A 26,409-nucleotide genomic window follows, 5' to 3' on the forward strand; every position below is an offset into this window, starting at 1 on the left:
GATAAATTCCTTCGTTTGATTGAATTCTTCCAGCGAAAGTGGTTAAATAAAGAAGCTGAAAAAAGAGCAAAGGAGCATGTATGTGAAAAAAATTTTGCGTGTTTGTTTATGGCTTGTCGGTATTCTAGTAACACTAGCACTAGTCGTACTGATTGCTTTTCAAGTGTCGCCTCGTCCAGGGGCCTATCTGATTGGAAAAATGTTTAATGACGAGGTGAAGATCACAGATGAAACCGCGTATCAAAAAAGTTTGCCTCATGTGACGGTAAAAAATGATCTGACCTATACTTCTGACTATGATCGTAGTACATTTGACCTCTATCATCCCCAAGGTGCTTCGAAAGTACCAGTTGTTTTCTGGGTGCATGGTGGTGGTTACGTCGGTGGTGATAAGGAAGGGGCCAAAGAATTTGCGACCTACTTAGCAGATCGCGGACAAGTGGCAGTGGTTTCATTGAACTATGAGTGGGCTCCTAGTCTAGAATACCCAGGGCAAGTCAAACAAATCAATCAAGCCTATCAATCGATCAAGAAAGAGGCAGCGCAATATCCAATGTTAGACTTTAAAAAAGTCATTTTTGGTGGAGACTCTGCCGGCTCACAGATTGCTGGGCAATTCTTAGCGATCCAAACCAATTCGGATTACGCCAAAGATATGAAGATGACGCAAGTGATCCCATCAGGAGATATAAAAGGATTCATTTCTTATTGCGGACCTGTTGACTTGAAGCAAATGGCTCATCAAACTTCTGATGATCGCTTCATGAAATTCTTTGTTAAAACAGTCGCGTGGTCTTTATTAGGAACCAAAGATTGGAAAAACAGTAAGGAATTGCAGCAAGTGTCATTAGTCAATAAATTGACCAAAGAATTTCCGCCAACCTATATCACGGATGGCAATGCCTATTCTTTCCAGGATCAAGGAATCGCTTTTGATCAGAAGCTTCAAGAGCTAGATGTGCCAGTTAAATCTCTCTTTTACAAAGATGTTCCTGAGGCAGTCAATCATGAATACCAATTTGATTATTCGCTAGAAGAATCAAAGAAATGTTTGGATGAAACCCTCGACTTCCTTAAAAATGTGATGCTGTAAGGCTTCAAAACGCGAAAAAAAGTTGACCTAATAAAAGGTCAACTTTTTTTAATCTCCTAGACCGATGAAATAGTCATCATCTTTCATTGCTTCTACCGTTCCTAATAGATAGCCATTCCCCACTTGAGAGAAGAAATCGTGATTGCTGGTTCCGGTAGAGATACCATTCATTACGATCGGATTGACATCATTGGCCGTATCTGGAAACAGGGGATCTTGGCCTAAGTTCATCAATGCTTTGTTTGCATTGTAGCGCAAGAAGGTTTTGACTTCTTCCGTCCAGCCGATCGCGTCATACAATTCTTCGGTGTACCGTTCTTCATTTTCATACAATTCATACAACAAATCGTACATCCAGTCCTTCAAACGCTGTTGTTCTTCTTCAGGAAGCTCATTGAAACCTAATTGGAATTTGTAGCCGATATACGTTCCATGTACCGATTCATCACGGATAATCAGTTTAATGATCTCTGCAACGTTAGCCAATTTATTATTGCCTAAATAATAGAGCGGTGTATAAAAACCGGAATAAAAAAGAAACGTTTCTAGAAAAACACTCGCAATTTTCTTTTCAAGGGGAGTCCCGTTCTTATAGATCTCATTGATACGTTCTGCTTTTTTTTGCAGATAGGGATTCGTATTGGTCCATTCAAAGATTTCATCGATCTCGGCTTTTGTATTCAATGTGCTAAAGATAGAAGAATAACTTTTGGCATGGACAGATTCCATGAATTGAATATTGTTCAAAACAGCTTCTTCATGGGGCGTGCGTACGTCTTTACGCAGCTGATCCATTCCGCTTTCTGATTGAACCGTATCGAGCAGTGTTAGCCCGCCAAATACATAACCAACCGTTGTTTTTTCTAGATCTGAAAGTGTCCGCCAATCATCTAAATCATTGGATAATGGAATACGCGTATCTAGCCAGAATTGTTCTGTCAGCTTTTCCCAAGTTGATTTATCGATGATGTCTTCAATCGCATTCCAGTTGATTGCTTCATAATAAGTTTTGCCCATCTTAGGTTCCTCCAATAGTAGTCTTGATACCAGAGACAAGAACAAAAGGAGCCTACCTGATTGTCAGTCGCAAATGCCTTCAACCTTTCGGGAGGATCTCTAATCCATCTCGATCATGCTTTGGTGAAGACATTTGATTCAATCAGGTAGTTTTTTTGTTCTTAGTCAGTGCTTAGCTTAGCGTGCGTGATTAAATCACACAGCTTTCGCATTGATTGCTGCCGATTTCTTCTGCGTCATCCGTAAAGGTCCGTACATAATAAATCGATTTGATCCCTTTATGGAACGCATAATGACGCAGAATGTTCAAGTCACGGGTTGTCTGTTTACTGGTTTCTTTCCATTCATAGAGCCCTTCTGGAATATCTGAGCGCATGAAGAGGGTCATACTCATTCCTTGATCCACGTGTTTTTGTGCAGTTGCATAAACATCGATAACTTTACGCATATCCATATCATAGGCTGAGCGATAGTAACCAATCGTATCATTGCTCAAGTAAGGTGCAGGATAGTAAATCTTCCCAATTTTCTTTTCTTGCCGTTCTTCGATCATTCGTGTGATTGGATGGATACTCGCACTTGTATCATTGATATAAGAGATAGAACCATTTGGCGCAACGGCTAAACGGTTTTGGTGGTACAAGCCGTCTTTTTTGACTGCTTCTGCCAATGCGGCCCAATCTTCTCCAGAAGGAATAAAGACACCGTCGAACAACGCTTTGATTTTGTCTGATTTTGGTTGGTAATCCCCTGTGATATAGTCTGTGAAATAGCTGCCATCCGCATAAGCTGATTTCTCAAAGTTATGGAACACTTCGCCCCGTTCTTTGGCGATGTTATTGCTTTCTACAAGTGTCCAGTAGTTGAGCAACATAAAGTATAAGTCTGTGAATTCTAATGATTCAGGAGAACCATATTCCATTTGATTCTTCGCAAAATAGGTATGCAAGCCCATTGCACCTAAACCAATCGTATGGTTCAACGCATTTCCATTTTGAATAGAAGGAACAACGTCGATGTCAGAAGCATCTGTAACAAAAGTCAATGCGCGAGTCATGGCACGGACGGATTTTCCAAAATCAGGACTGTCCATCAAATTGACGATGTTTGTTGAACCAAGATTGCAACTAATGTCGGTGCCAAGCACTTCATATTCTTGTTTGCCGTTGATTACAGAAGGTTCTTGAACTTGCAGGATCTCTGAACAAAGGTTACTCATAATGATTTTGCCATCGATTGGGTTGGAACGATTGGCGGTATCAATATTGATGATGTAAGGATAGCCAGATTCTTGCTGCAATTTCGAAATTTCATTTTCAAGGTCCCGAGCTTTGATTTTTGTTTTACGAATGTTAGGATTCATGACTAAATTGTCGTATTCTTTTGTGATGTCGATGTAAGAGAACGGAATACCGTATTCTTTTTCGACACTATATGGGCTGAATAAATACATGTCTTCATTTTTACGGGTCAATTCATAGAATTTATCAGGAACGATCACACCAAGAGAAAGAGTCTTGACCCGGATTTTTTCATCCGCATTTTCTTTTTTGGCAGATAGGAAACTGATGATGTCTGGATGGAACACGTTGAGATAAACGACACCAGCACCTTGCCGCTGCCCGAGTTGATTGGAGTAGCTAAAGCTATCTTCGAACAATTTCATGACCGGCATCACACCACTGGCAGCGCCTTCGTAGCCTTTGATTGGCGCACCAGCTTCCCGTAGGTTAGACAACGTGATTCCCACGCCGCCGCCGATTCGAGAAAGTTGCAATGCGGAATTGATCCCCCGACCGATTGCGTTCATATCGTCGGTCAACTGGATCAGGAAACAAGAAACCAATTCGCCTCGACGTTTGCGGCCAGCATTCAAAAAAGAAGGTGTTGCCGGCTGATAACGCTGATAGATCATTTCATCAGCCAAAGCCAAAGCTAATTCTTCATCTCCATCTGCAAAATAGAGGGCATTGAATGCTACACGGTCCTCATAGCTTTCCAAATAGGCTGTTCCATCATTAGTTTTCAATGCATATTGAGAATAAAATTTGTACGCTGCCATGAAGGACTTGAAGGTAAAATGCTGTTCCGACAGAAACTGATAAAGTTCTTCGATAAACGCAGGACGATACTTACGAATGAAAGCTTCTTCTAAGTAGTCATGTTCAATCAAGTAATCGATTTTGTCAGTGACTGAATCGAAAGTCATCGTATTTGGCTCAACATTTTCTTTGAAAAAAGCCGCCAGGGCTTCTTTATCTTTGTGTAGAGGGATCTGTCCATCAACGGGGCGGTTGATTTCATTGTTCAATTTAAAATAGCTTACATCTTTGATTTCTTTCAAGCTCATAAAAAGCAACCTCTTTCCTTGTTTTGATCGTATAAAAAAGGATCTGCAGGTCTTGACGACTGACAAATCCTCCAAAAACACATTGGTTAAGTTACTGCTTAGCTGGCCAATTGACGTAATTGATCCGGACGGAAGCCAATGATTGTTTGTGCATCAGAAGTGATGATCGGAACGCTTTGGAATCCTTGTTCTTTCAAAAACTCAATTGCTTCAGGCTGGTTGTCAATATTGATTTCTTCAAAAGAAATATGATTATCGCTTAAAAAGCGTTTTGCCATTTTACATTGCATACAGTTGTTTTTTGAAAATAGTTTAATATTCATAATGATTTCCTCCGAGTCAGTAGTAGTTATAAATCTAGTATAAATAAGTCTTGGAGAAAGTCAACGGAAAAACACTATATCTAGTGCTTGTGAAAATTACATACACAATTTATAGTGTTTAGCCAGTTTTTATACAGCCAAAAAAAGCTGATTTTTCCTAGAAAATCGCGATTTATAGCCAAAAAGATCCGAGAATATGCAATGGATGTGAGTAAAAAAAAATCGAATTGTGAACGAACTTTCAAGTTCCTCTGTGAAACAGATTGACTTTAGTCCTAAATCGCTCTATTATAATGATAATCATTCTCAATTGAACGAATAAATAATAGGAATCTTTCACAAGAGGAGGAAGAAATCATGAAAATGGCGCAAACAGAGGCTTCCAGAATATACCAAATCGAAGCGATCACGACACCAAAGAACGTCACGGCGCATTTAAATGATTTGGGTCTTCGGGTAGGCGTTGACATTCTCATGGTTCAAAAAAACTGTAAAAGCGGCATCATCTTGCATCGGGACAACCGGATCGCATTGGATGCCAGCGTCATGGAGCAGATTGACGTGTCCGAAAGACAACAGCAGACGGTTTTGACTTCTCTAGATCAATTACATGTAGGAGAGCAGGGCAAGGTGGTAAAAATTGCAACGACTGGTGCTTTGCGGCGGCGATTGATGGATATGGGGATCACCAAGAATGTGCCGATTCATATCGTGAAACTAGCGCCACTAGGTGATCCGATCGAGATTCGCTTAAGAGGGTATGAATTGTCGCTGAGAAAACAAGAAGCAGCTTTCGTCTTTGTTGAAAAAGGAGTAGAGGAATGACCTATCAATTCGCATTAGTCGGCAATCCCAATAGCGGCAAAACTAGCACCTTCAACCAACTGACGGGGGCCAAGCAAACCGTTGGGAACTGGCCGGGAGTGACAGTCGAACGAAAATCAGGAAAGCTCCGTAAAGCCAAAGAAATCACGATCCAGGATTTGCCGGGTATCTATTCATTGTCTCCTTATACTCCTGAAGAAGTGATCTCGAGAAATTATTTGGCAGAAGCCCCCATCGATGCGGTTTTAGATATCGTTGATGGAACGAACTTGGAGCGGAATCTCTACCTCACTTTACAATTGTTGGAAATGGGTCTGCCTACAATAGTGGGAATCAATATGATCGATCTTTTAAAGCGCAAAGGGATCCAGATCAACTTTGAGAAGCTAGCCTATGGCTTAGGCGTACCGGTTGTGGGAATCAGTGCCTTGAAACAACAGGGACTGAATAAGCTGATCGATGCTGCAAAGAAAAGAGCAGGAAATGGTCAGTCAAGCGTCATCTACGATTCACGTTTAGAGGCGGCTTTAGCAGAGATCATTGGTCTATTGCCAACTGAAATTCCCGAGAGCAAACGACGCTGGATTGCTGTCAAGCTGTTTGAAGGTGACGAATTGATTCGTCAACAAGTCGCTTTGACTCCGAGCGATGAAAAAGAATTAGCGGAAATCATTAAAATCACGGAAATGATTTTTGATGAGCAAAGCGATGCAATTATAGTAAACGAACGGTATGGATTCATTCAACAATTGTTAGCTTTAGCAACAGTCAAGGAAGAAGAGTACCGCTTGTCCTTAAGCGACAAAATCGACCGTGTGTTGACCCACCGCCTACTGGCACTACCGATTTTTGCCCTTTTCATGTGGGGAATCTACTTCTTATCCATCCAATCGATCGGTACGATGGGCACCGACTGGGTCAATGATGTCCTGTTTGGCAGCTTAGTCCCGGATATTCTGCAGCAGTTGATGAACCAATGGCAGGTGGCACAATGGCTGCAGGAATTGATCCAAGATGGGATCGTGGCAGGTGTCGGGGCTGTCCTTGGATTTGTCCCTCAAATTTTTGTGCTCTTTTTTTGTTTGGCTTTATTAGAAGATTGTGGCTACATGGCACGAATCGCTTTTGTGATGGATCGTTTGTTCCGGAAGTTTGGCTTATCTGGGAAATCCTTCATTCCGATGCTGATCGCTACTGGCTGTGGGGTTCCAGGAGTCATGGCGAGCCGAACCATCGAAAATGAAAAAGATCGTCGTTTGACCGTTATGGTTACGACTTTTATGCCTTGTTCTGCCAAACTGCCAATCATTGCACTGATTTCCGGGGCGTTCTTTCCCGAAAGCTCATGGGTCGCACCATCGGCTTACTTCATTGGGATGGGAGCCATTGTTTTATCAGGCATTGCATTGAAAAAGACCGCTCTCTTTGCCGGCGATCCAGCGCCTTTTATCATGGAATTGCCTGCCTATCATTTGCCGCAACTAGGAACCGTGTTGAAAAGTGCGATTGATCGGGCCGTAGCTTTCATCAAAAAAGCCGGAACGATCATCTTCGTTGCATGTATCTTTATCTGGTTTACTTCTAGCTACAACTTTACCTTTGATCGAGTGGGGGAAGAAGAAAGCATCTTAGCCTTTTTCGGCCGTTTGTTAGCACCGATTTTTGCGCCACTAGGCTGGGGCACTTGGCGAGGTGCCGTGGCGACCATTACAGGATTGGTGGCAAAAGAAAATGTCATCGGGACTTTTGGGATTTTGTACGGCCAAAGTGGGGTTTCTGAAACCGGTACAGAGATCTGGCAAGTGCTGCGAGGCGATTACACCCCAGTAGCCGCCTACTCCTTTTTGATTTTTAACTTATTGTGTGCCCCTTGTTTTGCGGCCATCGGCGCGATCCATCGTGAAATGGGGGATAGCAAGTGGACTTGGTTGGCTATTAGTTACCAGTGTGGACTGGCTTATTGTGCAAGTCTGATTGTTTACCAATTCGGGCATATCTTCTTTGAAGGAGGGCAACTGACAGTAGGAACCTTGGCAGCGTTGATTGTTCTTGGTTTGTTGCTGTTTGCTCTGATAAAGAGACCCCAACAAAAAAATTCACCACTATTACAAGTAGTCGGAGAAGTAGTAGGAGGCGAAAAATGATTGCAACGATTCTTTTAAGTCTAGTGATCTTTGGCTATGCAGGAAAAGTGCTTTATCGAATGGTCAAAAAAGGCAGTTGTTCTGATTGCCACCAAAGCTGTCCGGTAAAGCATGAAGAGAAAATCTAAAATCATCCATGAATCTAACGCCAGTTTTATTAGGTAACTAGCGAGTATGAGTAAAGCAGTTAGGCAGAAATGCCTAGCTGCTCTTTTTATGAGAAAAGGCTATCAAAAGAACTGTTTCTTTAGTATGATTAATTATATATATAATATTTATTTGCTATATATAGTTCTTTTATCGAAAGGAAATTAGCGATTTTAGCTCATTCAAAGCAGAAAAGCAAGAAACCGTGCAATGCATAACGTGATAGGTAATGAGAAAATGTTGACAAAGAAGGCTAATATTGGGAAGGCGGAGAGCAGCAATGAGGCAACAACGAAGGATTGAACAACGGAAAAGACAGCTTCTATGGGCATTGAGCATAAGTTTACTGCTTGTTACGATTGCCGTTAGTTATTGGCTGATTCACACCATGCGTACTGGGACTGATTCGTCAACAAGCTCCCCAGATAACCAAGTGTCACTTTCTACTTCCAGCCAAGAAACAACAACGGCCTCTCAATCGTCGAAAATTACTCTGACAGCAAGTGGCGATATGCTCTATCACAGACCAGTTTATATGAGTGCATTTGATGGGAAACGCTATGATTTTGACAATGACTTTGAGCAGGTGCAACCGTTGATCGCTTCTGCCGATATTGCTTTTGGTGACTTTGAAGGCACCATCAATCCCAACAAAGAACTAGGCGGTTATCCTACCTTTAATGCGCCTCCGAATGTAGTAGAAAGTATCAAAGCAGCTGGTTTTGATGTGATTGATCTAGCCCATAATCATATTTTGGATACTGGAATCGAAGGGCTTAAAACGACTGCTAATGCTTTTCAGGAGATTGGATTGGAGCCGATTGGTATCAATGTAAATGATCAAGGGATATTCGTCAAAGAAGCCAATGGCATCAAAGTAGCGATGCTGGCTTATGCTTACGGATTCAATGGCAATGAAGCTAGCTTGGCACCGGAAGAATATACGACCTATTTAAAAGATTTATCCATGGAAAAAGTAGCAGCTGAAATCAAAGAGGCAGAGAAAGTAGCCGACATCACCGTTGTTATGCCGCAACTCGGTGTAGAATATTCCTTAGAACCTACAGAAGAACAGCAGAAGATTTATCGACAAATGATCGACCTCGGAGCGGACATCATTTTTGGCGGTCATCCACATGTCGCTGAACCAACAGAAATCATCGAAAAAGACGGCGAGAAAAAATTTATTCTCTATTCAATGGGAAATTTGCTATCCAATCAACGCTACGAAACAGTCAACAACTATTGGACCGAGCGAGGGGTCATTCCAGAAGTCGAGCTCACAAAAGAAGGTGATCGTACATTTTTGAGTGATATCAAGCTGCATCCAACATGGGTCTCTAAAGAGCCGATCCCTGATCGTAGATATGACGATCCAGAGTTTGGCACTACCGAAGCCTATGATTTTCAAGTTGTACTGGCAGAAGAATATCTTCCTGGGGGGAAGTATGCGGATAAAGTACCCGAAGACAAACGCCAGCGAATCGAAACCGCGTATCATGAAATGATGGAGCTGCTAAATTTAAAATGGAAATAAGCAGCTGAATCTGTCTCACTAACCTATGACATGTATTAAGCAGACATCTTTTGAATCAAGATGTCTGCTTTTTTCTGTTTTATTCAGTGTTTAGATCAATGTGCAGCAGATCTTAAGAAGCATTTAGTCCAATTTTTCTAGTAATGGCACCTATAAGTTGAACAGAATGACAAAAACTGAGAGAGGGATAGCTGTTGTAAGTTGGTAAAACAGCAAAATTCAGCAAATTTCATTGGCTACAGTTCAGTTTTTCAAGCTTTTTTCTAGAAGAGATGAACGCAATCACTATTGCCGGTACCAGTGATATTGCTTATAGTAAACGCATACAAGAAGACTCGAGAATTCTTTGTACGAGAGGTGGTTAACTTTGTTAAGCGAATTATTAAAAGAAGACTATATCCAATTGGATATCTCAGTAGAAAATTTTGACGAAGCAATCAAAGCATCCGCACAGCCGCTATTGACTGCCGATGTCATCGAGAATGAATACATTTCATCCATCCTTTCCATTTATCATGAGATTGGGCCTTACATTGTTATTACGAAACAAATTGCGCTGCCTCATGCACCCATAGAGAAGGGTGCAAAGAAATTAGCATTAGGATTCACTCGATTAGAACGACCCGTCATTTCTGGTCATGAATCAAATGACCCCGTCAAGTTTTTGTTTCCTCTTAGCGCACCAGACAATGAATCCCATATTTCATTGTTATCCGAACTGGCTGAGTTGCTGGGCAACAAAGACTTTCTGGAATTATTAGGAAGGATGACCGAAAAAAAAGAGCTAATCGCATTTCTAAAAAAATTTGAAGGAGAGAATAACTATGCATAAAGCATTGATTGCCTGTCGAGCAGGCGTAGGCTCAAGTCTGATGTTAAAAATCAAAGTGAATGAAGTCATCCGGGAAAACGACTTTCCAATCGAGGTGGAACATGCGTCTTTAGATGCTGTCTCCGGCTTTACGGGAGATTTGATCATTACTTTGACAGATGTTGCCAATGAATTAAGAGAAAAAAATTTACAGCAAACCATTATTGGGATCAACAACATCGTTGATAAGAAAGAAATCAAAGAAAAAATCGCAGCCGCATTAGTCTAAAAATCAATGAAGGAGAAACGCTCATGGATTTAATTATCAGTTTTCTTAGTACGCCAGCCGTACTTTTAGGTTTAGTTGCAATGATTGGGTTATTGGCCCAAAAAAAATCAATGACCGAAGTGTTGACTGGAACCTTTAAAACCATCATCGGTTTCTTAGTATTCAGTTCCGGCGGTTCGATCATGACTGGCGCACTACAGAATTTCAATACCCTATTCCAAAAAGGGTTCAACATCGTAGGGGTCGTTGCATCGCCAGAGGCCGCCACTGCACTAGCCCAAACAGAATTTGCATTTGTGACCAGTTGTACATTGATTCTCGGCTTTTTGATGAACTTAGTCATTGCTCGAATCACACCATTTAAAAATATTTTCTTTACCACAGGACATAGTTTGTTTTTCGCTTGTGTGTTGTCATTGATTCTAAAGGCTCATCAGTTTGCTGATATTCCAGCGATATTAATTGGCGGAACATTACTCGGCTTTTTCTCTGCTGCGTTACCTCAGCTGTGCCAACCATTTATGCGGCGCATTACTGGCAGTGATGAGACCGCCATTGGACACTTTAACATGGTGGGGTATGCATTGTCTGGTTACATTGGGATGCTATTTGGTAAACACAAAGATAAAACAACGGAACACATCAATTTTCCGAAATGGTTATCCTTTTTTAGAGACTTCTTGATGGGCGTTGCGGCAGTTATGCTAGTGCTATTCTATATCTCCGCATTGAAAGCGGGGCGAGATGTCACTCAAGAATTAGCAGGAACGACTCATTGGCTGGTCTTTCCTTTCGTGCAGGCATTTACCTTTACTGCGGGGATGTCGATCTTGATGACTGGTGTTCGCATGTTCTTGTCCGAAATTACGGCGGCATTTGTTTCGATCTCGGAAAAATTCATTCCAAATTCTCGTCCGGCATTGGATGTGCCAACTGTTTTCCCGTTTGCACCAACAGCAGTCATTGTAGGGTTCTTATCCTCTTATGTCGCTGGCTTATTGGGGGTGCTGGTTATGGTAGTCTTCAAGTTTCCAGTCGTGATCATTCCAGCAGCCCATATTTGTTTTTTCTCCGGAGGAACAGCCGGCGTTTTTGGAAACTCTACTGGCGGTTGGCGGGGAGCGATTGCAGGGTCCTTTGTCATCGGGCTGTTACTCGCCTTTTTACCAACAGTTCTTTACCCGGTGTATGGTAGCTTAGGCATCGAGGGATCGACATTCCCAAATATCGACTACAACGTCATGGGAATCTTATTAGATAAACTATTAAGTTTGTTTGGTCAGTAATCGATCGCTAAGACATTTGTCATCAGCTGAACTTCTGAATCTTTGCACGCAAAAAGAACTAGCTCAAAGTGTGCAAAGATTCAGTGAAAACGAATCAGTGACAGAAAGGATTTTCTATGGAAACAACGAATTTAGCTTATTTTTTGCAAACAACCAAAGATGAGCTTACAGCTTATTTGAATGAGATCAATCAACAACAGTTGATCGATGCAGCTGAACTGATCGTTGCTGCAAAAAAAAAGAAGGGGCGTGTGCATGTGACTGGCATCGGTAAGCCAAGTCATGTTGCGGAATATATAGCAGCTTTGCTTTCTTCCACAGGCACTCCTACCTATTTTTTAGATGGAACTGAAACGATCCACGGCTCTGCCGGACAAGCCGAAAAAGGGGATGTCGTGATTGCTATTTCCAATAGCGGCGAAACAGAAGAATTGAAAAAATCGCTTCTTACTCTGAAAGCTTTAGGAATAAAAGTCATCGGAGTGAGTGGAGGTATCGACTCATGGCTGCAAAAACATTCCGATGCCTTCTTGTTTGCTGGCATCACGAATGAAGGAGATCCGTTGAACAAGCCCCCACGAATCTCGATATTGGCAGAAATCATCGTTTTACAAAGCTTGTCGATTTTACTGCAGCAAGAAGCTGCCATTGATATTGATGATTATTATGCCTGGCATCCTGGAGGAAGCTTAGGGAGTGCTATCATGCAAGAAAGAAGTGTCGAAGAATGAAGATCGAAGGAATCATTACAGCCATGGTCACTCCTTTAGACGAGCAGGGAATCGATCGAGCAGCCACTAGAAGGCTAGTCAATCAATTGATTGCGAAAGGGATCCATGGGTTATTTATTTTAGGGACCAACGGGGAGTTTTATGCATTGTCTCATGCTGAAAAGCTCGAATTGGCAACGATCGTTGTGGAAGAGACTGCAGGTCGGGTACCAGTATTTGCAGGAGCAGGCGGGATTTCGACAGAAGCTGTCATTGATTTAGTGAATGAATTTCAAACCATTGGAGTCACAGCGGCTTCCATTATCACTCCTTATTTGATCAAGCTTACGGATCAAGAAGTGATCCAACATTACAAAATGATTGCTGCAAAGACAAAGCTCCCATTGATTCTCTACAACATTCCTAAGAATACTGGCATTTCGATCAATGAAACCATTTTTAAAGCATTGCTGAAAATACCCACTATTATTGGTATCAAAGATAGCAGCGGGGATATTGAAAACCTCAAAAGCTATCTCAACTTGAATGGACGAGATGACTTTTCTATTTTAGTAGGTTCTGACTCTTTGATCTTGCAAGCATTGGAATGTGGAGCTGATGGGGCAGTCGCAGCGACTTCAAATGTCTTAACGACAACTGACTTATCTATTTATCACGCATTTAAAATGGGGAAGATCCAGCAGGCAAGAAACTATCAATTAAGTATTGAAGACTTTCGCCGTATCTTAAAGTTCGGTACAGTACCCAGTGTCCTCAAATACAGCGTAGGTTGGATGGGGATTCCTGTTGGTGATCCTAAGCTGCCGGTGCTGCCAGTAGGTGAACAGGACTATCCAGAGATTCATCAAGTTTTAGCGGAATATCGAAAAGTGGAGGGATTCAATGAATAAGAAGCTCGCGATCCTCAACCGGATCCATAAAGAAAAAATCATGGCCATCGTACGGGTCGAAACAGTGGAACGAGCCGTTGAAATTGTTGAAGGCTGTAAAGCCGGTGGTATAACTTGCTTGGAAATCAGTTATACGAATAACAATGCCGGAGAAATCATCAAGCAGTTAAAGGAAATCTATCAAGATGAAATCGTTGTCGGTGCTGGAACCGTATTGGATAGCGAAACCGCCCGGGATGCGATTATACATGATGCTGAATTCATTATCTCACCAGCTTTTTCCAAGGAAGTCGCACAGATAAGCAATCGCTATCAGATCAGCTATATGCCAGGCTGTAGCTCGATTTCTGAGGTTTTAGAAGCTCTTGAAGCAGGGGCGGATATGATCAAAGCATTTCCAACGTCTTCTTTACATGGGCCTGGGATCGTCTCAACGATCAAAACACCATTGCCGTTTGTCCCGATCTTATCTTCAGGTGGCGTTTCTTTGACAAATGTTACAGAGTGGTTGAATGCTGGTGTAGAATGTATGGGAGTTGGAACATTATTGACAAAAGGCTCGCAAGCAGAAATCGCGAAGAATGCGACACGTTTGCGCAAGGAGATTGACACATTTATGGATTAACAAAGAGGGGAGTGAGGATCATGATCGATCAACGCACATTACAGCTGATACAGAAAATGATTCAAAAACCATTGATGGAGCAAGAGGAGATGATGCGCTTCTTTTCTCTGTCAAAAAATCAACTGGATTATGCAATTAGAAAAATCAATGAACTATTAAAAGCCAACAAACAACCGTTGATTCGATCAGATCCTTATTTTATTCAATTAGCACCAAAAGCAAAAGCTTTTTTTCTGAATGATTTCCTAAACAGTGCTGTTTATACTCAGTATGAGATGAATAGTGAAGAACGGAAAAAATATATTTTTCTGATGTTGTTTTATTATGAATCAGACTATCTCTCTGTGAATCATTTCTTATCTGCGCTGCGTGTCGGCAAGACCACCTTTATGGCAGATATAAAAAAATTAGAAAAAGAACTGGCTCTGTCAATGATCACCATTGGTTATACGCGAAAAAACGGCTATGGGTTGATGGGGAATGAAGAAAATCTGCGCAATTTTTTTATGAAGATGATGTTTCATGATTTTGGGGATAATCAGGAGGAGTTTGTCTATCACTATTTCTTGGTCAATGAAAAAATTGATGGCTTCTCGCAGATTGAAGCTGCTGCAAGGGAAAAACTAAAAACTTTTTCGTTAGAGTTAGTAGAAAATCGCTTGAATGAGTTTTCTTATTTATTTACGATGATGCTTCCTCGCTTAAACAAGCAGTGGTTAGTTTTTTATGAAACCTATAATTACCAAACATTTTTTCAGATGAAAGAATATTTGTTTGCAAAAGAATTATTAGCAGAATTTTCCATCACAAATAAATCAGCCCAATTGTATGTCTGTGGGTGGCTGCTGGGGATGGCGCTAGGGGATACTACCTACCCATCAGCGGATTTTTCGATTATTCATGAATTGGTCGAGCGCATCATCAAACGCTTTGAACTGTTGTCTGGTATCCGCTTTAAAGACCAGCAAAAGGTCATCAATCAATTGTATAGTCACTTTCGACCAGCCTATTATCGCTTGTTTTTTCAATTGCCGATCATCAATCCCTTACATAAAAAGATTATTAAAGAATATGAAGATTTGTATCAGATTGTTCAAGAAACATTACGTCCCATCGGAAATCTTTTTGAACGCGGAATCCCAGAAGATGAAATCTCTTTTTTAACCATTCACTTTGCTTCTTTGATTAATGACTTTGATGAATATCAAGTCAATCAAAAAATTGGTGTGATTGTTTGTCCGAATGGAATCGGCAGCTCTGCCATGATCTATAATGAATTAAAAATGATCTTTCCGGACATTATTTTTATTGGACCCATTGAGACCAAAGAACTATTGCTTGAGCGCCCTGAATGTGACCTGATCTTTACTACGGTACCCAATGTCAGTCTTTATACACTGAAAAAGCCAGTTTATGTGGTAAATCCAATAATGACCAATGAAGAAAGAAACCAATTGATTCAAGAAGTTTACCATCAGCCCAGCGAAGCTATTTCTCTGATTGGGGTGGAAGAACTTATGGCTGTTATCAAAAAGCATGCGACAATCGAAGACGATAAAAGTTTGAAGAAAGAATTGCAATTGCTCCTTACCAGAAGAGAAGTCAATCCAGCTTATTCAGCAACCCTAGGCGAGGAGAGAAAGCCCGTTGCGTTGATTGATATGCTTAACCCACAGTACATTTTGACTAATATAAAAGTACGCTCTTGGGAAGAGGCATTCTATTTGGCAGCAACGCCACTGATCAAGGATCAAGTGATCTCACGTGGTTATATTGATACGATCATCCAAAACGTTCGCAAAGAAGGACCTTTTTTCATTATCATGGATCAAGTAGCATTGCCTCACGCACGGCCAGAAGAAGGCGCGTTAAAGCTAGGCCTAGGCATCACAGTCTTACAAGAACCAGTGATAATCAACAAAAAAGCGTCGATTAAATACATCTTCACCCTCTCAGCAATTGATCACAGCAAACATCTATCTGCCATTGCCGAGCTCGTCGCTTTGTTGGAACAAGAAAGTTTTTTCAACTTACTCGAACAAGAAGCCGATCCTCAACAAATCTTTGACTGGATCGCATCTTTTCTCTTGAAAAATAAGCATATGGTTCCGATGTAATTGGACTGAATAACTACACCAGAGTGATCAACCCCCCAAAATCTAACTTATTGGGTTGCTTCAATAATCAGTGTTATTTGTGACTCTTTCCACTACAACTGACACACGAAGATGTAGATAAGATAATACCACTGAACAGTCAAAGAGCATTTAGGTTACTTGATGAGAGATCATGCAATAAATCGATCGTGCTTTTAATCAGACGTATACGCTTGAGGTAGGTTATTTACATCTAATAAGGACATGGGAATCCTATCCTTATTGAATGAGGCACTATTTAAGTTATTCCGCTGAATCATGCAGTAAACCCGCTTATAACATCCAGAAGGAGCATTTTTAATAATTAAATTAACATTTTTCATATAAAAAGAGCGAGAGCAATCATTGCGTATTATTGATTGCTCTTGCTTTTTTTTAGATTCAATCCTTTTTTTAGTCATAATGAAGGTCGATATGAATTTGGGACAGCCTTTACCGTCAAGTTATACTATCAAAAGATTAGACTGAGGAGGGGTGTGGTGGAAAACAACAATTTAAGAAAAAAAATTAGACGATTTGTCATGATAGCAGTTTTGGCGCTATTGACTATTGGTCTCTTCCAAAAAGAAGTTTTTGCAGAAAACGTCAATACGTTCTCAATCCAACCACTAGATGAGAATGGAAATGTGAATGAGAATGGCTATTACCATATCATTGACGAGCCAGGAAAGCAACGCACTGTTTCAATTCGAGTGTATAACCTTTCTGAAGAAGAAATCAGCGTGAATGTGACCGTAAATCCAGCTTCTACGAATCAAAATGGAATCCCCAGTTATTTAGGGGAAGAATCGTATGATGCTTCTCTCATTCATCGAATGGATCAACTGGTCGCAATTGAAGAGAGTGAACTCCTGATTCCTGCAGGTTCTTCGGTACTCACAACACTGATTATCTCCTTACCACAAGAAGAATGGGAAGGGGATATCCTTGGAGGCATTCGTTTTACTGAAAAAAAGAATCAGCAGAGTGAACAAACTGTGACTCATGAAGTCGCCTATACGGTAGGCATTCTTTTAAATCGAGTAGGCGGGTCAGCAGTTGAAAATGAATTGTCTTTAAATGAGGTGACCGCGAGTCAGCGTAATTATCGGAATCACATTGAAGCAAATCTACAAAATAGAGCTGCTGTGATTGTTCGCAACATGTCTATTCAGTCAAGTATTTATAGAGAAGGAAGTGGAACCCCTATCTATACATATGACGCATACGAGTTGCGAATGGCACCAAATTCTAATTTCAACTTTGGCATCCCTGCTGGAAATCAGCCAATTGAAGCAGGGAATTATGTTCTAAAGATGCAAGTAACAGCTGATGAAAAAGAGTATCGCTTTGAACAATCTTTTTCCATTACGAATGCAGATGCCCGGCAATTAAATCAAAGTGCGGTCAATCTAGAGCGGACGACATCCTACATGTCATATGGGATATTTGTCGGAATTGGCGTGATCCTCGTTCTTTTGGTGATGTGGTGGACTCGAAGACGGACTCGGAGAAAAAAGAGAAGAAAACGACCCATGATATAAAAAGGACTGGCTTATCGGAGTCATCCAGCAAATTAAAGAGCATAAAATGCTTAATCGTAATGAAATGAATGAGCAGGATCTTGTGAAACTATGAAGGAACACCCTGTAAAATGAACTTCAAAAGGATAACGGAGGAAAGAAAATGAAAAAAACGACACGAACATTATCAATTGTACTTTTAGCAGCTAGTCTTGGATTGGGTAGCAAAATGGGGGATGCGGCAACTTATGATGACGCAGCGAATATTACGACTGAAGGAAAAGTGAAAATCTTGGAAAATGACTCTTCAAACCCAGTCGTTCCTGACCCGGAGAATCCAGGAAATGAGGTTACTCCCGAAGAACCAACCAATCCTTATCCGGGACTTTTACGGATCAACTATGTTTCAAACTTTGATTTTGGTCAGATTCAAAATGTCTCGCGTGCGATTGAACAAAAAGCGCGGCTCGATCATGTGTGGGTAAACGGTGAAGAAGTCTCGCGTGTGCCTTTTGTCGCGACAGAAGATCGCCGAGGAAGTGAACGGCTAGGATGGGAATTACAAGTATCACAGCCGAATCAATTGGCAGATGCGAGTGGTCATGAATTGATTGGGGCAACGATTACTTTATCCGGGCTGCGTTATGTGAATGCAACGGCTGCTACACCAATAGTCAATCAAAATGAGATCGTCCTCGGAGCAGCGGCACAAACACTAGCCACAGCAGATGCCGCGCAAGGGTCAGGTGCTTGGGCATTAGCATTAGGACAATCAAATGGAGAAGGGCATACTGACGGTGTTGTATTGCGTATACCAGCCAATACCACAGCAAACAATACTGAATATTCTACTGCGATTGTTTGGGAGCTGGTTGCGGATCCGACTACAGGAATAGGTGGATAAATCACCCTAAATTCTTCTGGATTAATTTGAAGGGAAAGGCGCGATCAAATGAAAAGAAATGTCCTTATCACCATAGCAAGTTTACTCGTTACAGGGCACTTGCTTCCCTCGACAATCCTATTTGCGGAAACCGTTGATGCGTCAGAGAGGCAAAGGGCAGAAGACCAAAGTTCCACTCTTGATTCAGATGAACATCAATTTTTTGAACCTGTAGATGCAGAAGATCATGCGGCTGATGAATCAGAGGGAAACTTAGATTTGCTTGATTCAGGGTTGGATGAAGAGAACATTGATCCTGAATTAAGCACGATTCCAGACAGAACGGAAGAGTCTAAAACGATTCAACCAAGTGAACATAGCGGTTATTCTGACGAAACTGTGCTCACAGCCGAAGCAGTCCCTCAAAAGATAGGACTAGGTGGGAAATTTGTCGAGGAACGACTGAATGAGTTAGTGACAAACGTCAGGCTGAATGGAGATGAAGTCGCAGGTGAGGACTTTAAAGTTACTCTTTTGAATCAACCGAATACCACTTTCCTGGGAAATCTGCAAGTTCCAATCACCGTCGTACATGTAGAAACACAAGCAGCGACTCAGATAAATGTACCGGTGGAAGTGATATGGGGCCACTCGATATTTTCACGAGAAGCAGCAATCAGTGCTAGCACTGGAGTAATCAGTCTTCATATCAATGATAACGGACCATCTCTTGTTGCATCAGAAGGATTTGGCAATTCTTGGCCGAATCAAGTTACATCAAGACCACGTTATACGATTTATCGCAACGATTACACCAACCAAACGCTGCTTCCTTTTTTTACAGTAAACCAATCAAGAAGCAGTGTCGTACAAGCTTGGAACAATGTGTTAAACAATAGTCCGATTGACTTTGGTGATGTGATCGGATTAAGCGTAAATAGGTTCGCAGTAGCCAATCAGAATTACAATGGAGCCAATACATGGGTCACGAGAAATGAAGAACCTGTTCGAGAGGCGATTGGCTGGCCAGAGGCTCTGTATATGATGACACCAAGCGGCTTCCAATTGTTGCGAGTGAATCAATTAACGACGAATAAATTAACTTTTGCAGCTAGTGGTTCAACAGAAGAAATCCTTCAGAGAATGACAGAATTTTTCAATTTCCATGAAGAATTTACGGAACAGGAAAAAGAAGAGCTTTCGTTTGATTTGATCCGTTCTGATGCACTATTACCAGGCAAAGAAGGCAAAGCAGTTGTACAAGTGACACAAACAAAAGAAAATGGGTACCGTTTTTCAATGACGTACGAGGTATCCTTTGCAGTTGGACTTGGACGACTGGAATTTGCGGGAATTGCTCATGGCAATTTTGATTTTGGCGACGTCCTAAAAACGAGCCGTAGACAAAATATTCCAGCGCAAGGAGAGTCTGCTCCAACGATTATGGTCAGTGATTACAGTGATACTGCCCAGTGGAGCCTTTATGCGTCGATGAGCCCTTTTATAAATGAAAGAAATCAGGAGTTAAGAGAAGCAGTCATTGCTTTGAAGGAGTTGAAAGTGATCGAATCTGTTCATACAGGTACTTCCATTCCCCAAAATACTATCCTGTTGGGAACCACCCCTCAAATGATTGCGGCAAGAGATGGATCAGGAACAAGAGATGAATACGGAAGAACAATCATTCAAATTGGAGAAGTAAAAGACCAGACATTAACCGGTGTGTCACTTCATTTGCCTGCCAATACACCTGTGGACAAGGGAGAGTATCAAGCAACAATTACTTGGGAACTAGTCGGGGATCCGACGATAGGAGGCATTCGATGAGAAAGAGAGTGGTCGTGTTTTTGGTCGGTCTATGCTTTTTTATCCCCGTCTTTTCAAGGAGCACAGTGATTGGACATGCGACAACAAATGAGAATCGTGCGGTTGTGAGCTTTTACCAAGAGGAAGAACCCACCCAACCAGACCTGAATGATCCAAGAACACTCCCACAAACTGGAAGCACCTTTTCTTATATAGGAATGCTAGGCGTAGTCATTGTCTTTGTGATGTGGTACTTAAAAAACAGAGAAAAAAAGGGTAGAAGGACAAATTGAAGATTTCACAGCGTGTTTGTAAAAGAGGGACATCTTTCGAGGCAAAGAACAGCAAAAAAAATTGGTTATACCATCGGCAGGCCCTTCATCAATAAGGAATGACGTGTCGTTTTGCAAAAAATCTGGGACTGTGACATAAGTCATCATCCAACAAGTTAAACCGAATAATATACGATTGCTAGGATGGACTCTTCGGACTTTTGCGACGAGGAGCCACTGCACCGCAGGAGCAATACTATATACTGTTCGGATATTGTTACTTGTAGGAGACTTATGGCACAGCCCCAGATTTTTTATTATGAGAAAGGGCTATTTAAAGAACTGATTCTTTAGTATGATTAATTGCAGATAGAAATAATCACATAAATATTAACTATCTATAAATGAATGCGCAAAAGCGGACATCTGAGCTGGTTGAATATCGTCAAACAGATAAAGGAAACGAATACTAGGGCTGCCACCACAGCAGCCATTCTAGCTATACCTTATTACGAAATAAACCCTAGAAAGGTTGGTAAGAATAGCAAACTGTCAGCGAAGAATATTTCTCCTAGAGTTGATCGAAAAAAACAGATACTTGGTTAAAAGCACATACAATAAGAAGTGACAGGTGAAGATCATTGAAAAGAGCCGAGTCATTGAATTTGATTTATCTACCAACTATGAAATTATTTTTATCCTATCGTTCTATTGATAGGAACTCTTGAAAAAATCTCATAAGAAGATAAGACAATAAAAGAACAGAAATTTGAGGTGACTTGATGAAAAAGTTAAATGTCAATTGGAATCAGTGGGGAAGTAGATTCATTTTTTGGATGAGTATTATCATTGCAACATTGATCATTCTAAACTATCAAATAGTGCTCAATCACTTAGGAAGATTTTTGCATATTTTGGCTCCATTTGTTATAGGATTTATTTTTGCTTACTTGCTGAGTGGATTACAAAATCGTTTTAAAATATTATTGGAAAAAATTCCGCTTCCAGCTATCCAATCAGCTAGCCATCCCTTGAGTATTGTTGTGTTGTATCTATCGATTCTTTTTCTTTTATTTATCATGTTAAGTTACTTGATTCCATTAATCATTAAAAATATCAACGATTTGATCGCTGCCATGCCGCAAATTCAAGAATCAGTGATTAGGTATGTACAAGAACTTGAGGAAAGGGGAATATTAAGACAAATTCCGTTTGAGCGTTTTTTATCAGAGCTCACGAAGAAGTTTTCCACGGAGAATCTTTCTGCAAACTGGCTACAAGTTGTTTCGTCATTAGGCGGACTTACAATAAATTTGTCAAGCTTCGTCTTGAATAGTTTTTTATCGATTGTGGTTTCTATCTATGTTTTAATTTACAAAGATTCGATAGTGAACTTTGTTTCTTTGGTATCTCAGAAATTAATGTCAAAAACAGTATTTGAAAATTCGAAAAGATGGATCCATACGACACATGTGGTTTTTTATAAATTTATCAGCTCGCAATTTATAGATGCATGTGTCATTTGGATTTTATCCACCATCATCCTGTCTCTTTTTCAAGTAAAGTATGCCATCACGTTAGGGCTGCTTTTAGGCATTTGTAACATGATTCCATATTTTGGTGCGATTTTTGCATCGTTGGTCACTGGGGTAGTTACATTATTTACAGGAGGACTCAGTAAAGCAATCACAATTCTGCTGGCTCTATTGATTTTACAGCAAATTGATGGAAATGTGATTGGTCCAAGGATCATGGGGGGCGCATTAAATATCAATCCGATCATCATTATCGTTTCCATAACGATTGGTGGAGCTTATTTTGGTATTGTTGGAATGTTTTTAGCAGTACCTATTGCTGCCATCATTAAAATCATGGTATCTGAGTGGTTAGCTGCTTGAGAAAAGAATAGCTACTAACGCAATTTCTTAGAAATTGACTTCTAACAATGAATTGTCTTAATTCACTGAGAGAGATAGCATTTTTTGCGTATTTTTTTAAGTTTGCTAGTATCAGTGTATGATTCAAAAACAATGGGTAGATGGAAGTGAAGAACGAGAAGAATTGTTCGTGATAATAAAGAATAGAAGTGCGTTTTCTTATTTTGAGAACGTACTTTTTTTGTGGATGAATTTAAAACAGCGATTCATTGTTGAGATAATGAAAAAAGAATTGATTTAGAGAACTAGATTTAGGGAAATTGACTTCATTTTCTAGTTCTAAATGACAAGAAAATAAACAACTTGAGGAAGATAAAGGGATGTATTTTGAAGAAAGAGTCACTCAGAATATGACGCAAGTATCCAATTTTTAGCAAAACCACGACTACTGTAAGGATACCGATGTAATCATTCTGCTAGTAATAAAGAAAGGACAAACATTCAATGCCTTTTTACGCGAGTATAAAAAAGAAACAAAAAAATGAGACTACGCACATTCTTTTCTAAACGCTCGAAAGCGCCAAGAATGTACTAGTCTCGTGGGTTTGGCACCCAATGGGCCGTGAGGGGCTCGAACCCGCGACCCGCTGATTAAGAGTCATTAATGTCAATTTTTAAATAAAATTAATATGCCTCTTTTAGTATTAAGCTATCACTCTTTATCCTATGATAAATCAATGTTATTAAGTATTAGCAGAGATATATTAACACCAAATAATATTAATTGAAAAAGATAAGCAAAGAAAAAATATAGAAAAACTAGGAAAAAATGTTGGCAAAAATTTTGACAAATTATTACAAAAATAACAAAAAAGCGCCGATACTTATTAAGCTATCGACGTGTTTTATTATGGAAAAAATTAATAAAATGGGAAGTCACTAGTCCAGAGAAATATGGACGCGACTATAGTTTTGTAACTTTAGAATTAGTAAAAATTTGGATTTAATTGGAAAATATACAGTTGAATTTGTATATTAAGCTAATTACACTATTTCAATTACTGAAAGAGGCTAATTTCCTTATCGTTTATTCTTCTGAAAAAGACAGCTCATGTTTGTGCTGTCTTTTTTATAAATAAAAATGAACAAGGAAAAGACTTCCCTTGCTCATTGTGTTTGTGCGGCTAATGCTTTTTGACTTAGTACGTCCAGCACTTCTACTGAAGCTCTTGCAGCGGAAGTGACTGAAAATTGGATGAGTAAATCAATAGTTTTTTCAACCGTAGCTGCTTCATCTAGCGTAAAATCTTTGTCGGGAATAATGAAATCAAGTATCCCACTAAAGTATCACGCATAACATCATGTTCAGCGCCATTATTTCACTCAATCGCTTTTCTTACAATGTGATTGAGTTCGTCTTGTGTCAGTGAAAGCTGCATGTTTATCGCTCCTTTTCTTTATTTAGAATAATTATAACAAAGAAAAAGGAGATGAAAGAAAAAATTTTATGGAAGTGAGTAATGATGTTTTCTTGTGTAGTGATGATCAAGCCTAAGTTTGAGTAGGAAGGAGAAATAAAAAATGAAGAAATTTTTGTTTATTAGTTTATTTAGTACGTTGTTTTTAACAAGTGGAACAATTGCTTTTGCGGATGAAGAAATACCAACAACACCTTCAGTAACAGAAGGAACGAAACCATCAGTTTTAATACCGGAGGTACCAGATACAGAAGAATCAAAACCAGATAACCCAGTGGTGATTAATCCGGGAGATGCTGAAACAGAGAAGCCTACTGATCCTGTTACTCCTATAAATCCACCAGTAGACCCTGAGCCGCCAACAGATCCGATTATACCTACTGATCCTGAAAAACCAGTCGATCCAGAGACTCCGACTGAACCAACGAATCCGACTGGAACAACGGATTCCGGTCAGTCAGGAACTTCGGGGATAATTTCTTCTGGAGATGCTGGAAAGACAGGAACATCTGAAACTCCTACCGATCCAACAGATAAACAAACGGGACATACAGAAGAAAAAACAAATTCGTCAAAAACAGATGGAACATCTGAACAACCTAGTGAGCCAGAAAAAGAGACAACAGTCACAGTGACACCCAATGGACAAATAAGTACGGACCCTAATCAAGGGACAGCTGTTCCGATTGTTACAGGGAATGTAAATGAGTTAACGGCAATTCCAACGCCTGCGACGCCAGTAAAAGCTGAAAATGGTCAAACAATTGTAGGGATGCAGGATGGAGTGTCTCTAGTCCAAGATACTCAAGGAAATGTTGTAAAAGATTTGTCTATTCCAGTCAAAAAACTACCAAGTGGAAATATTGAAGTTAAAACAGCCGATGGACAAACAAAAGTATTGCCACATACAGGGGAAGACCTTCAAATCGGTTTGTCTATTCTTGGTTCCCTTTTAACAGCGGTAGCTTGGTTCATCTTTTATCGTAAAAAACAATGGTTCAAATGGTGTCCATTGTTTAAAAAATTTATTTAGTGAAGGAGAGAAAAAAATGGCTTTAACTTATGTTGCAATTAGTCAGAAAGAAGTATTAGGAAAGTGTTTTAATCAAAAACATGTTGGCTCGATAGGTGAGCGAGATCGCCGAGGAAATATGAAGAAGATCGAGTGGGAGATTTTTCAGATGAGTTCTGAAAAGATGGGAGAAATTGAAGTACGTGTAGCTGTTGGTGGTGCGCCTAAAGCCATGAGATACAATGCAGAAGTATTACTGATAAATCCTAGAATTTCTCGTCGAGCAGATGTACGAAATATTGGAAATGACGGGGAAATGAATAAAGTAGCGCGTAATAGATTTTATTTGTTAGTCGATCGTGTAGAAGTAAAAGGAGGAAATGACTAATGGCATTAGAATTTGATCAAGGAATTGTCCCAGGATTGGTAAAAGAAACATTAGGAGAAGTCTATTTTGTCAAGGCACAACGTCCACGGATGTTGTATGAAGATAATGAAAATACCGGAGAAATTAAAGAACGTCCAGTGGAATTTTCAAGTGCTGCCCAACAAACAACGTTTGTGGTGAATTTTCCACCAGAAACCCATTTAGATGGATTAAAATTTGGTGATGTAGTGGAATTAGAAGAAGTAGAATTTCGTTTTTGGATTTCTATTGATCGTGAATCAATGAGTAATCGAGCGGAAAACGACTTGAAAGTATCTGCGCTTCGCTATAAGAAAACAGGAAAAAATGTTTTTCAAACGCCAGCTTCTAATCATGCTGGTTCTCCAAAGGAGAAACAAGAATCAAATAAAGAAGGTGTAAAGAAAGAGTAGTGGGTTCCATCCACTGCTCTTTCTAATTTTTAAAACTGAATATGATGGGAGAAATGATTCGTGTTTCAATATAAAGGTATTCGGATTCGAAACAGGCATAAACATGCCTCTGAACGATTTATTTTTTATCTTATGTTGCCGGTTCTGTTGCTAATGAGTGGATTCTTTTCTCTCTTTTACACAACGATCACATGGGAATGGTGCTGTGTTTATTGGATAATCGCATTTGGTTTAGCTGGTCTATTTTCATATATGTGTTTGTATTTTTGGTTCTATAATATTTATCAACGATTGATTCATAAAGGAAAATTAGCAGGGATGGTACATAGTCGACGATTGATTCTTGAAAGAGTATTGAAAAATGGTCGTCGGAAAGTGGTGTACTATCCTAAAATTTTTTATCACTATAAAAATGGCTTGATTCATGTTCGATTGCCGTTAGATTTAGGCCCCTTTCAAGATCGGTTTAATGAGATGGCTGGGCAACTAGAAGAAGCCTTTTTTTGTGATTTAGTAGAAGAGCAACGAGAGAAAGA

24 protein-coding genes are annotated in these 26,409 nt (G+C 40.2%); 21 read left to right on the forward strand and 3 right to left on the reverse strand.

Features of this window, described 5'->3' with window-relative positions; all coding sequences use genetic code 11:
* The first annotated feature begins 76 nt into the window (after window positions 1-76).
* Window positions 77-1,093 carry an alpha/beta hydrolase gene (locus tag EG2_RS13280; RefSeq protein WP_029487237.1) on the forward strand — a complete coding sequence of 339 codons (1,017 nt, stop codon included), beginning with the start codon at window positions 77-79 and terminating at the stop codon, window positions 1,091-1,093.
* Between the two features lie 48 nt (window positions 1,094-1,141).
* Here EG2_RS13280 and nrdF read toward each other — a convergent pair whose 3' ends face one another.
* The 3 genes from nrdF to nrdH form a co-directional block, all read right to left on the reverse strand.
* On the reverse strand, window positions 1,142-2,110 hold the full coding sequence (gene nrdF, locus EG2_RS13285; RefSeq protein ID WP_003127406.1) for a class 1b ribonucleoside-diphosphate reductase subunit beta: 969 nt from the start codon (window positions 2,108-2,110) through the stop codon (window positions 1,142-1,144).
* Window positions 2,111-2,300: 190 nt separating this feature from the next.
* The gene (gene nrdE, locus EG2_RS13290) at window positions 2,301-4,460 is read right to left on the reverse strand and encodes a class 1b ribonucleoside-diphosphate reductase subunit alpha (RefSeq protein ID WP_003127407.1); all 2,160 of its coding nucleotides are present in this window, start codon (window positions 4,458-4,460) and stop codon (window positions 2,301-2,303) included.
* 98 nt (window positions 4,461-4,558) lie between these two features.
* Window positions 4,559-4,783, reverse strand: coding sequence for a glutaredoxin-like protein NrdH (gene nrdH / locus EG2_RS13295; RefSeq protein ID WP_003127409.1), 225 nt, complete (start codon window positions 4,781-4,783; stop codon window positions 4,559-4,561).
* Between the two features lie 357 nt (window positions 4,784-5,140).
* On the opposite strand from nrdH, the gene EG2_RS13300 reads away from it, so the two are divergent.
* The 20 genes from EG2_RS13300 to EG2_RS13390 form a co-directional block, all read left to right on the forward strand.
* Window positions 5,141-5,608: a ferrous iron transport protein A gene (locus EG2_RS13300; RefSeq protein ID WP_003127410.1), complete on the forward strand. Its 468-nt coding sequence runs from the start codon at window positions 5,141-5,143 to the stop codon at window positions 5,606-5,608.
* On the forward strand, window positions 5,605-7,752 hold the full coding sequence (gene feoB, locus EG2_RS13305; RefSeq protein ID WP_060815087.1) for a ferrous iron transport protein B: 2,148 nt from the start codon (window positions 5,605-5,607) through the stop codon (window positions 7,750-7,752). Before EG2_RS13300 ends, feoB begins: the two co-directional genes overlap by 4 nt.
* Complete coding sequence (locus EG2_RS18515) at window positions 7,749-7,880, forward strand: FeoB-associated Cys-rich membrane protein (protein WP_071870149.1); 132 nt, start codon at window positions 7,749-7,751, stop codon at window positions 7,878-7,880. The genes feoB and EG2_RS18515 overlap by 4 nt, the downstream gene beginning before the upstream one ends.
* Window positions 7,881-8,179: 299 nt before the next feature.
* The gene (locus tag EG2_RS13310) at window positions 8,180-9,436 is read left to right on the forward strand and encodes a CapA family protein (RefSeq protein WP_060815088.1); all 1,257 of its coding nucleotides are present in this window, start codon (window positions 8,180-8,182) and stop codon (window positions 9,434-9,436) included.
* Window positions 9,437-9,803: 367 nt separating this feature from the next.
* Complete coding sequence (locus EG2_RS13315) at window positions 9,804-10,268, forward strand: PTS sugar transporter subunit IIA (protein WP_060815089.1); 465 nt, start codon at window positions 9,804-9,806, stop codon at window positions 10,266-10,268.
* Window positions 10,261-10,536, forward strand: a complete 276-nt coding sequence (locus EG2_RS13320) for a PTS sugar transporter subunit IIB (protein ID WP_005471675.1) — start codon at window positions 10,261-10,263, stop codon at window positions 10,534-10,536. Before EG2_RS13315 ends, EG2_RS13320 begins: the two co-directional genes overlap by 8 nt.
* A gap of 23 nt (window positions 10,537-10,559) precedes the next feature.
* Window positions 10,560-11,822: a PTS ascorbate transporter subunit IIC gene (locus EG2_RS13325; RefSeq protein ID WP_060815090.1), complete on the forward strand. Its 1,263-nt coding sequence runs from the start codon at window positions 10,560-10,562 to the stop codon at window positions 11,820-11,822.
* 116 nt (window positions 11,823-11,938) lie between these two features.
* On the forward strand, window positions 11,939-12,553 hold the full coding sequence (locus EG2_RS13330) for an SIS domain-containing protein (RefSeq protein ID WP_003127416.1): 615 nt from the start codon (window positions 11,939-11,941) through the stop codon (window positions 12,551-12,553).
* Complete coding sequence (gene dapA, locus EG2_RS13335) at window positions 12,550-13,443, forward strand: 4-hydroxy-tetrahydrodipicolinate synthase (protein WP_060815091.1); 894 nt, start codon at window positions 12,550-12,552, stop codon at window positions 13,441-13,443. The genes EG2_RS13330 and dapA overlap by 4 nt, the downstream gene beginning before the upstream one ends.
* A complete protein-coding gene (locus EG2_RS13340) occupies window positions 13,436-14,068 on the forward strand; it encodes a beta/alpha barrel domain-containing protein (protein ID WP_060815092.1) in 633 nt (210 codons plus the stop codon). Before dapA ends, EG2_RS13340 begins: the two co-directional genes overlap by 8 nt.
* Before the next feature lie 20 nt (window positions 14,069-14,088).
* Window positions 14,089-16,185 (forward strand): BglG family transcription antiterminator, encoded by a 2,097-nt coding sequence (locus EG2_RS13345; RefSeq protein ID WP_060815093.1) that lies wholly within the window; start codon window positions 14,089-14,091, stop codon window positions 16,183-16,185.
* Between the two features lie 518 nt (window positions 16,186-16,703).
* On the forward strand, window positions 16,704-17,747 hold the full coding sequence (locus EG2_RS13350; RefSeq protein WP_234981403.1) for a DUF916 and DUF3324 domain-containing protein: 1,044 nt from the start codon (window positions 16,704-16,706) through the stop codon (window positions 17,745-17,747).
* A gap of 142 nt (window positions 17,748-17,889) precedes the next feature.
* On the forward strand, window positions 17,890-18,630 hold the full coding sequence (locus EG2_RS13355; RefSeq protein ID WP_060815094.1) for a WxL domain-containing protein: 741 nt from the start codon (window positions 17,890-17,892) through the stop codon (window positions 18,628-18,630).
* 48 nt (window positions 18,631-18,678) lie between these two features.
* Window positions 18,679-20,436: a WxL domain-containing protein gene (locus tag EG2_RS13360; protein ID WP_060815095.1), complete on the forward strand. Its 1,758-nt coding sequence runs from the start codon at window positions 18,679-18,681 to the stop codon at window positions 20,434-20,436.
* Entirely contained in the window at window positions 20,433-20,708 is a 276-nt protein-coding gene (locus tag EG2_RS13365; protein WP_060815096.1) for an LPXTG cell wall anchor domain-containing protein, read from the forward strand. The genes EG2_RS13360 and EG2_RS13365 overlap by 4 nt, the downstream gene beginning before the upstream one ends.
* 761 nt (window positions 20,709-21,469) lie before the next feature.
* Window positions 21,470-22,585, forward strand: coding sequence for an AI-2E family transporter (locus EG2_RS13370; protein WP_060815097.1), 1,116 nt, complete (start codon window positions 21,470-21,472; stop codon window positions 22,583-22,585).
* A gap of 1,560 nt (window positions 22,586-24,145) precedes the next feature.
* A complete protein-coding gene (locus EG2_RS13375) occupies window positions 24,146-25,075 on the forward strand; it encodes an LPXTG cell wall anchor domain-containing protein (protein WP_060815098.1) in 930 nt (309 codons plus the stop codon).
* Window positions 25,076-25,091: 16 nt separating this feature from the next.
* Window positions 25,092-25,442 carry a hypothetical protein gene (locus tag EG2_RS13380; protein WP_060815099.1) on the forward strand — a complete coding sequence of 117 codons (351 nt, stop codon included), beginning with the start codon at window positions 25,092-25,094 and terminating at the stop codon, window positions 25,440-25,442.
* Window positions 25,442-25,873 carry a DUF961 family protein gene (locus EG2_RS13385; protein WP_060815100.1) on the forward strand — a complete coding sequence of 144 codons (432 nt, stop codon included), beginning with the start codon at window positions 25,442-25,444 and terminating at the stop codon, window positions 25,871-25,873. The genes EG2_RS13380 and EG2_RS13385 overlap by 1 nt, the downstream gene beginning before the upstream one ends.
* 60 nt (window positions 25,874-25,933) lie before the next feature.
* On the forward strand, window positions 25,934-26,409 hold a 476-nt coding region (locus EG2_RS13390; protein ID WP_156424244.1), incomplete at its 3' end, for a hypothetical protein.

It is taken from the genome of Enterococcus gallinarum NBRC 100675 (genome assembly GCF_001544275.1).
Taxonomy (GTDB): Bacteria; Bacillota; Bacilli; order Lactobacillales; family Enterococcaceae; genus Enterococcus_D; species Enterococcus_D gallinarum.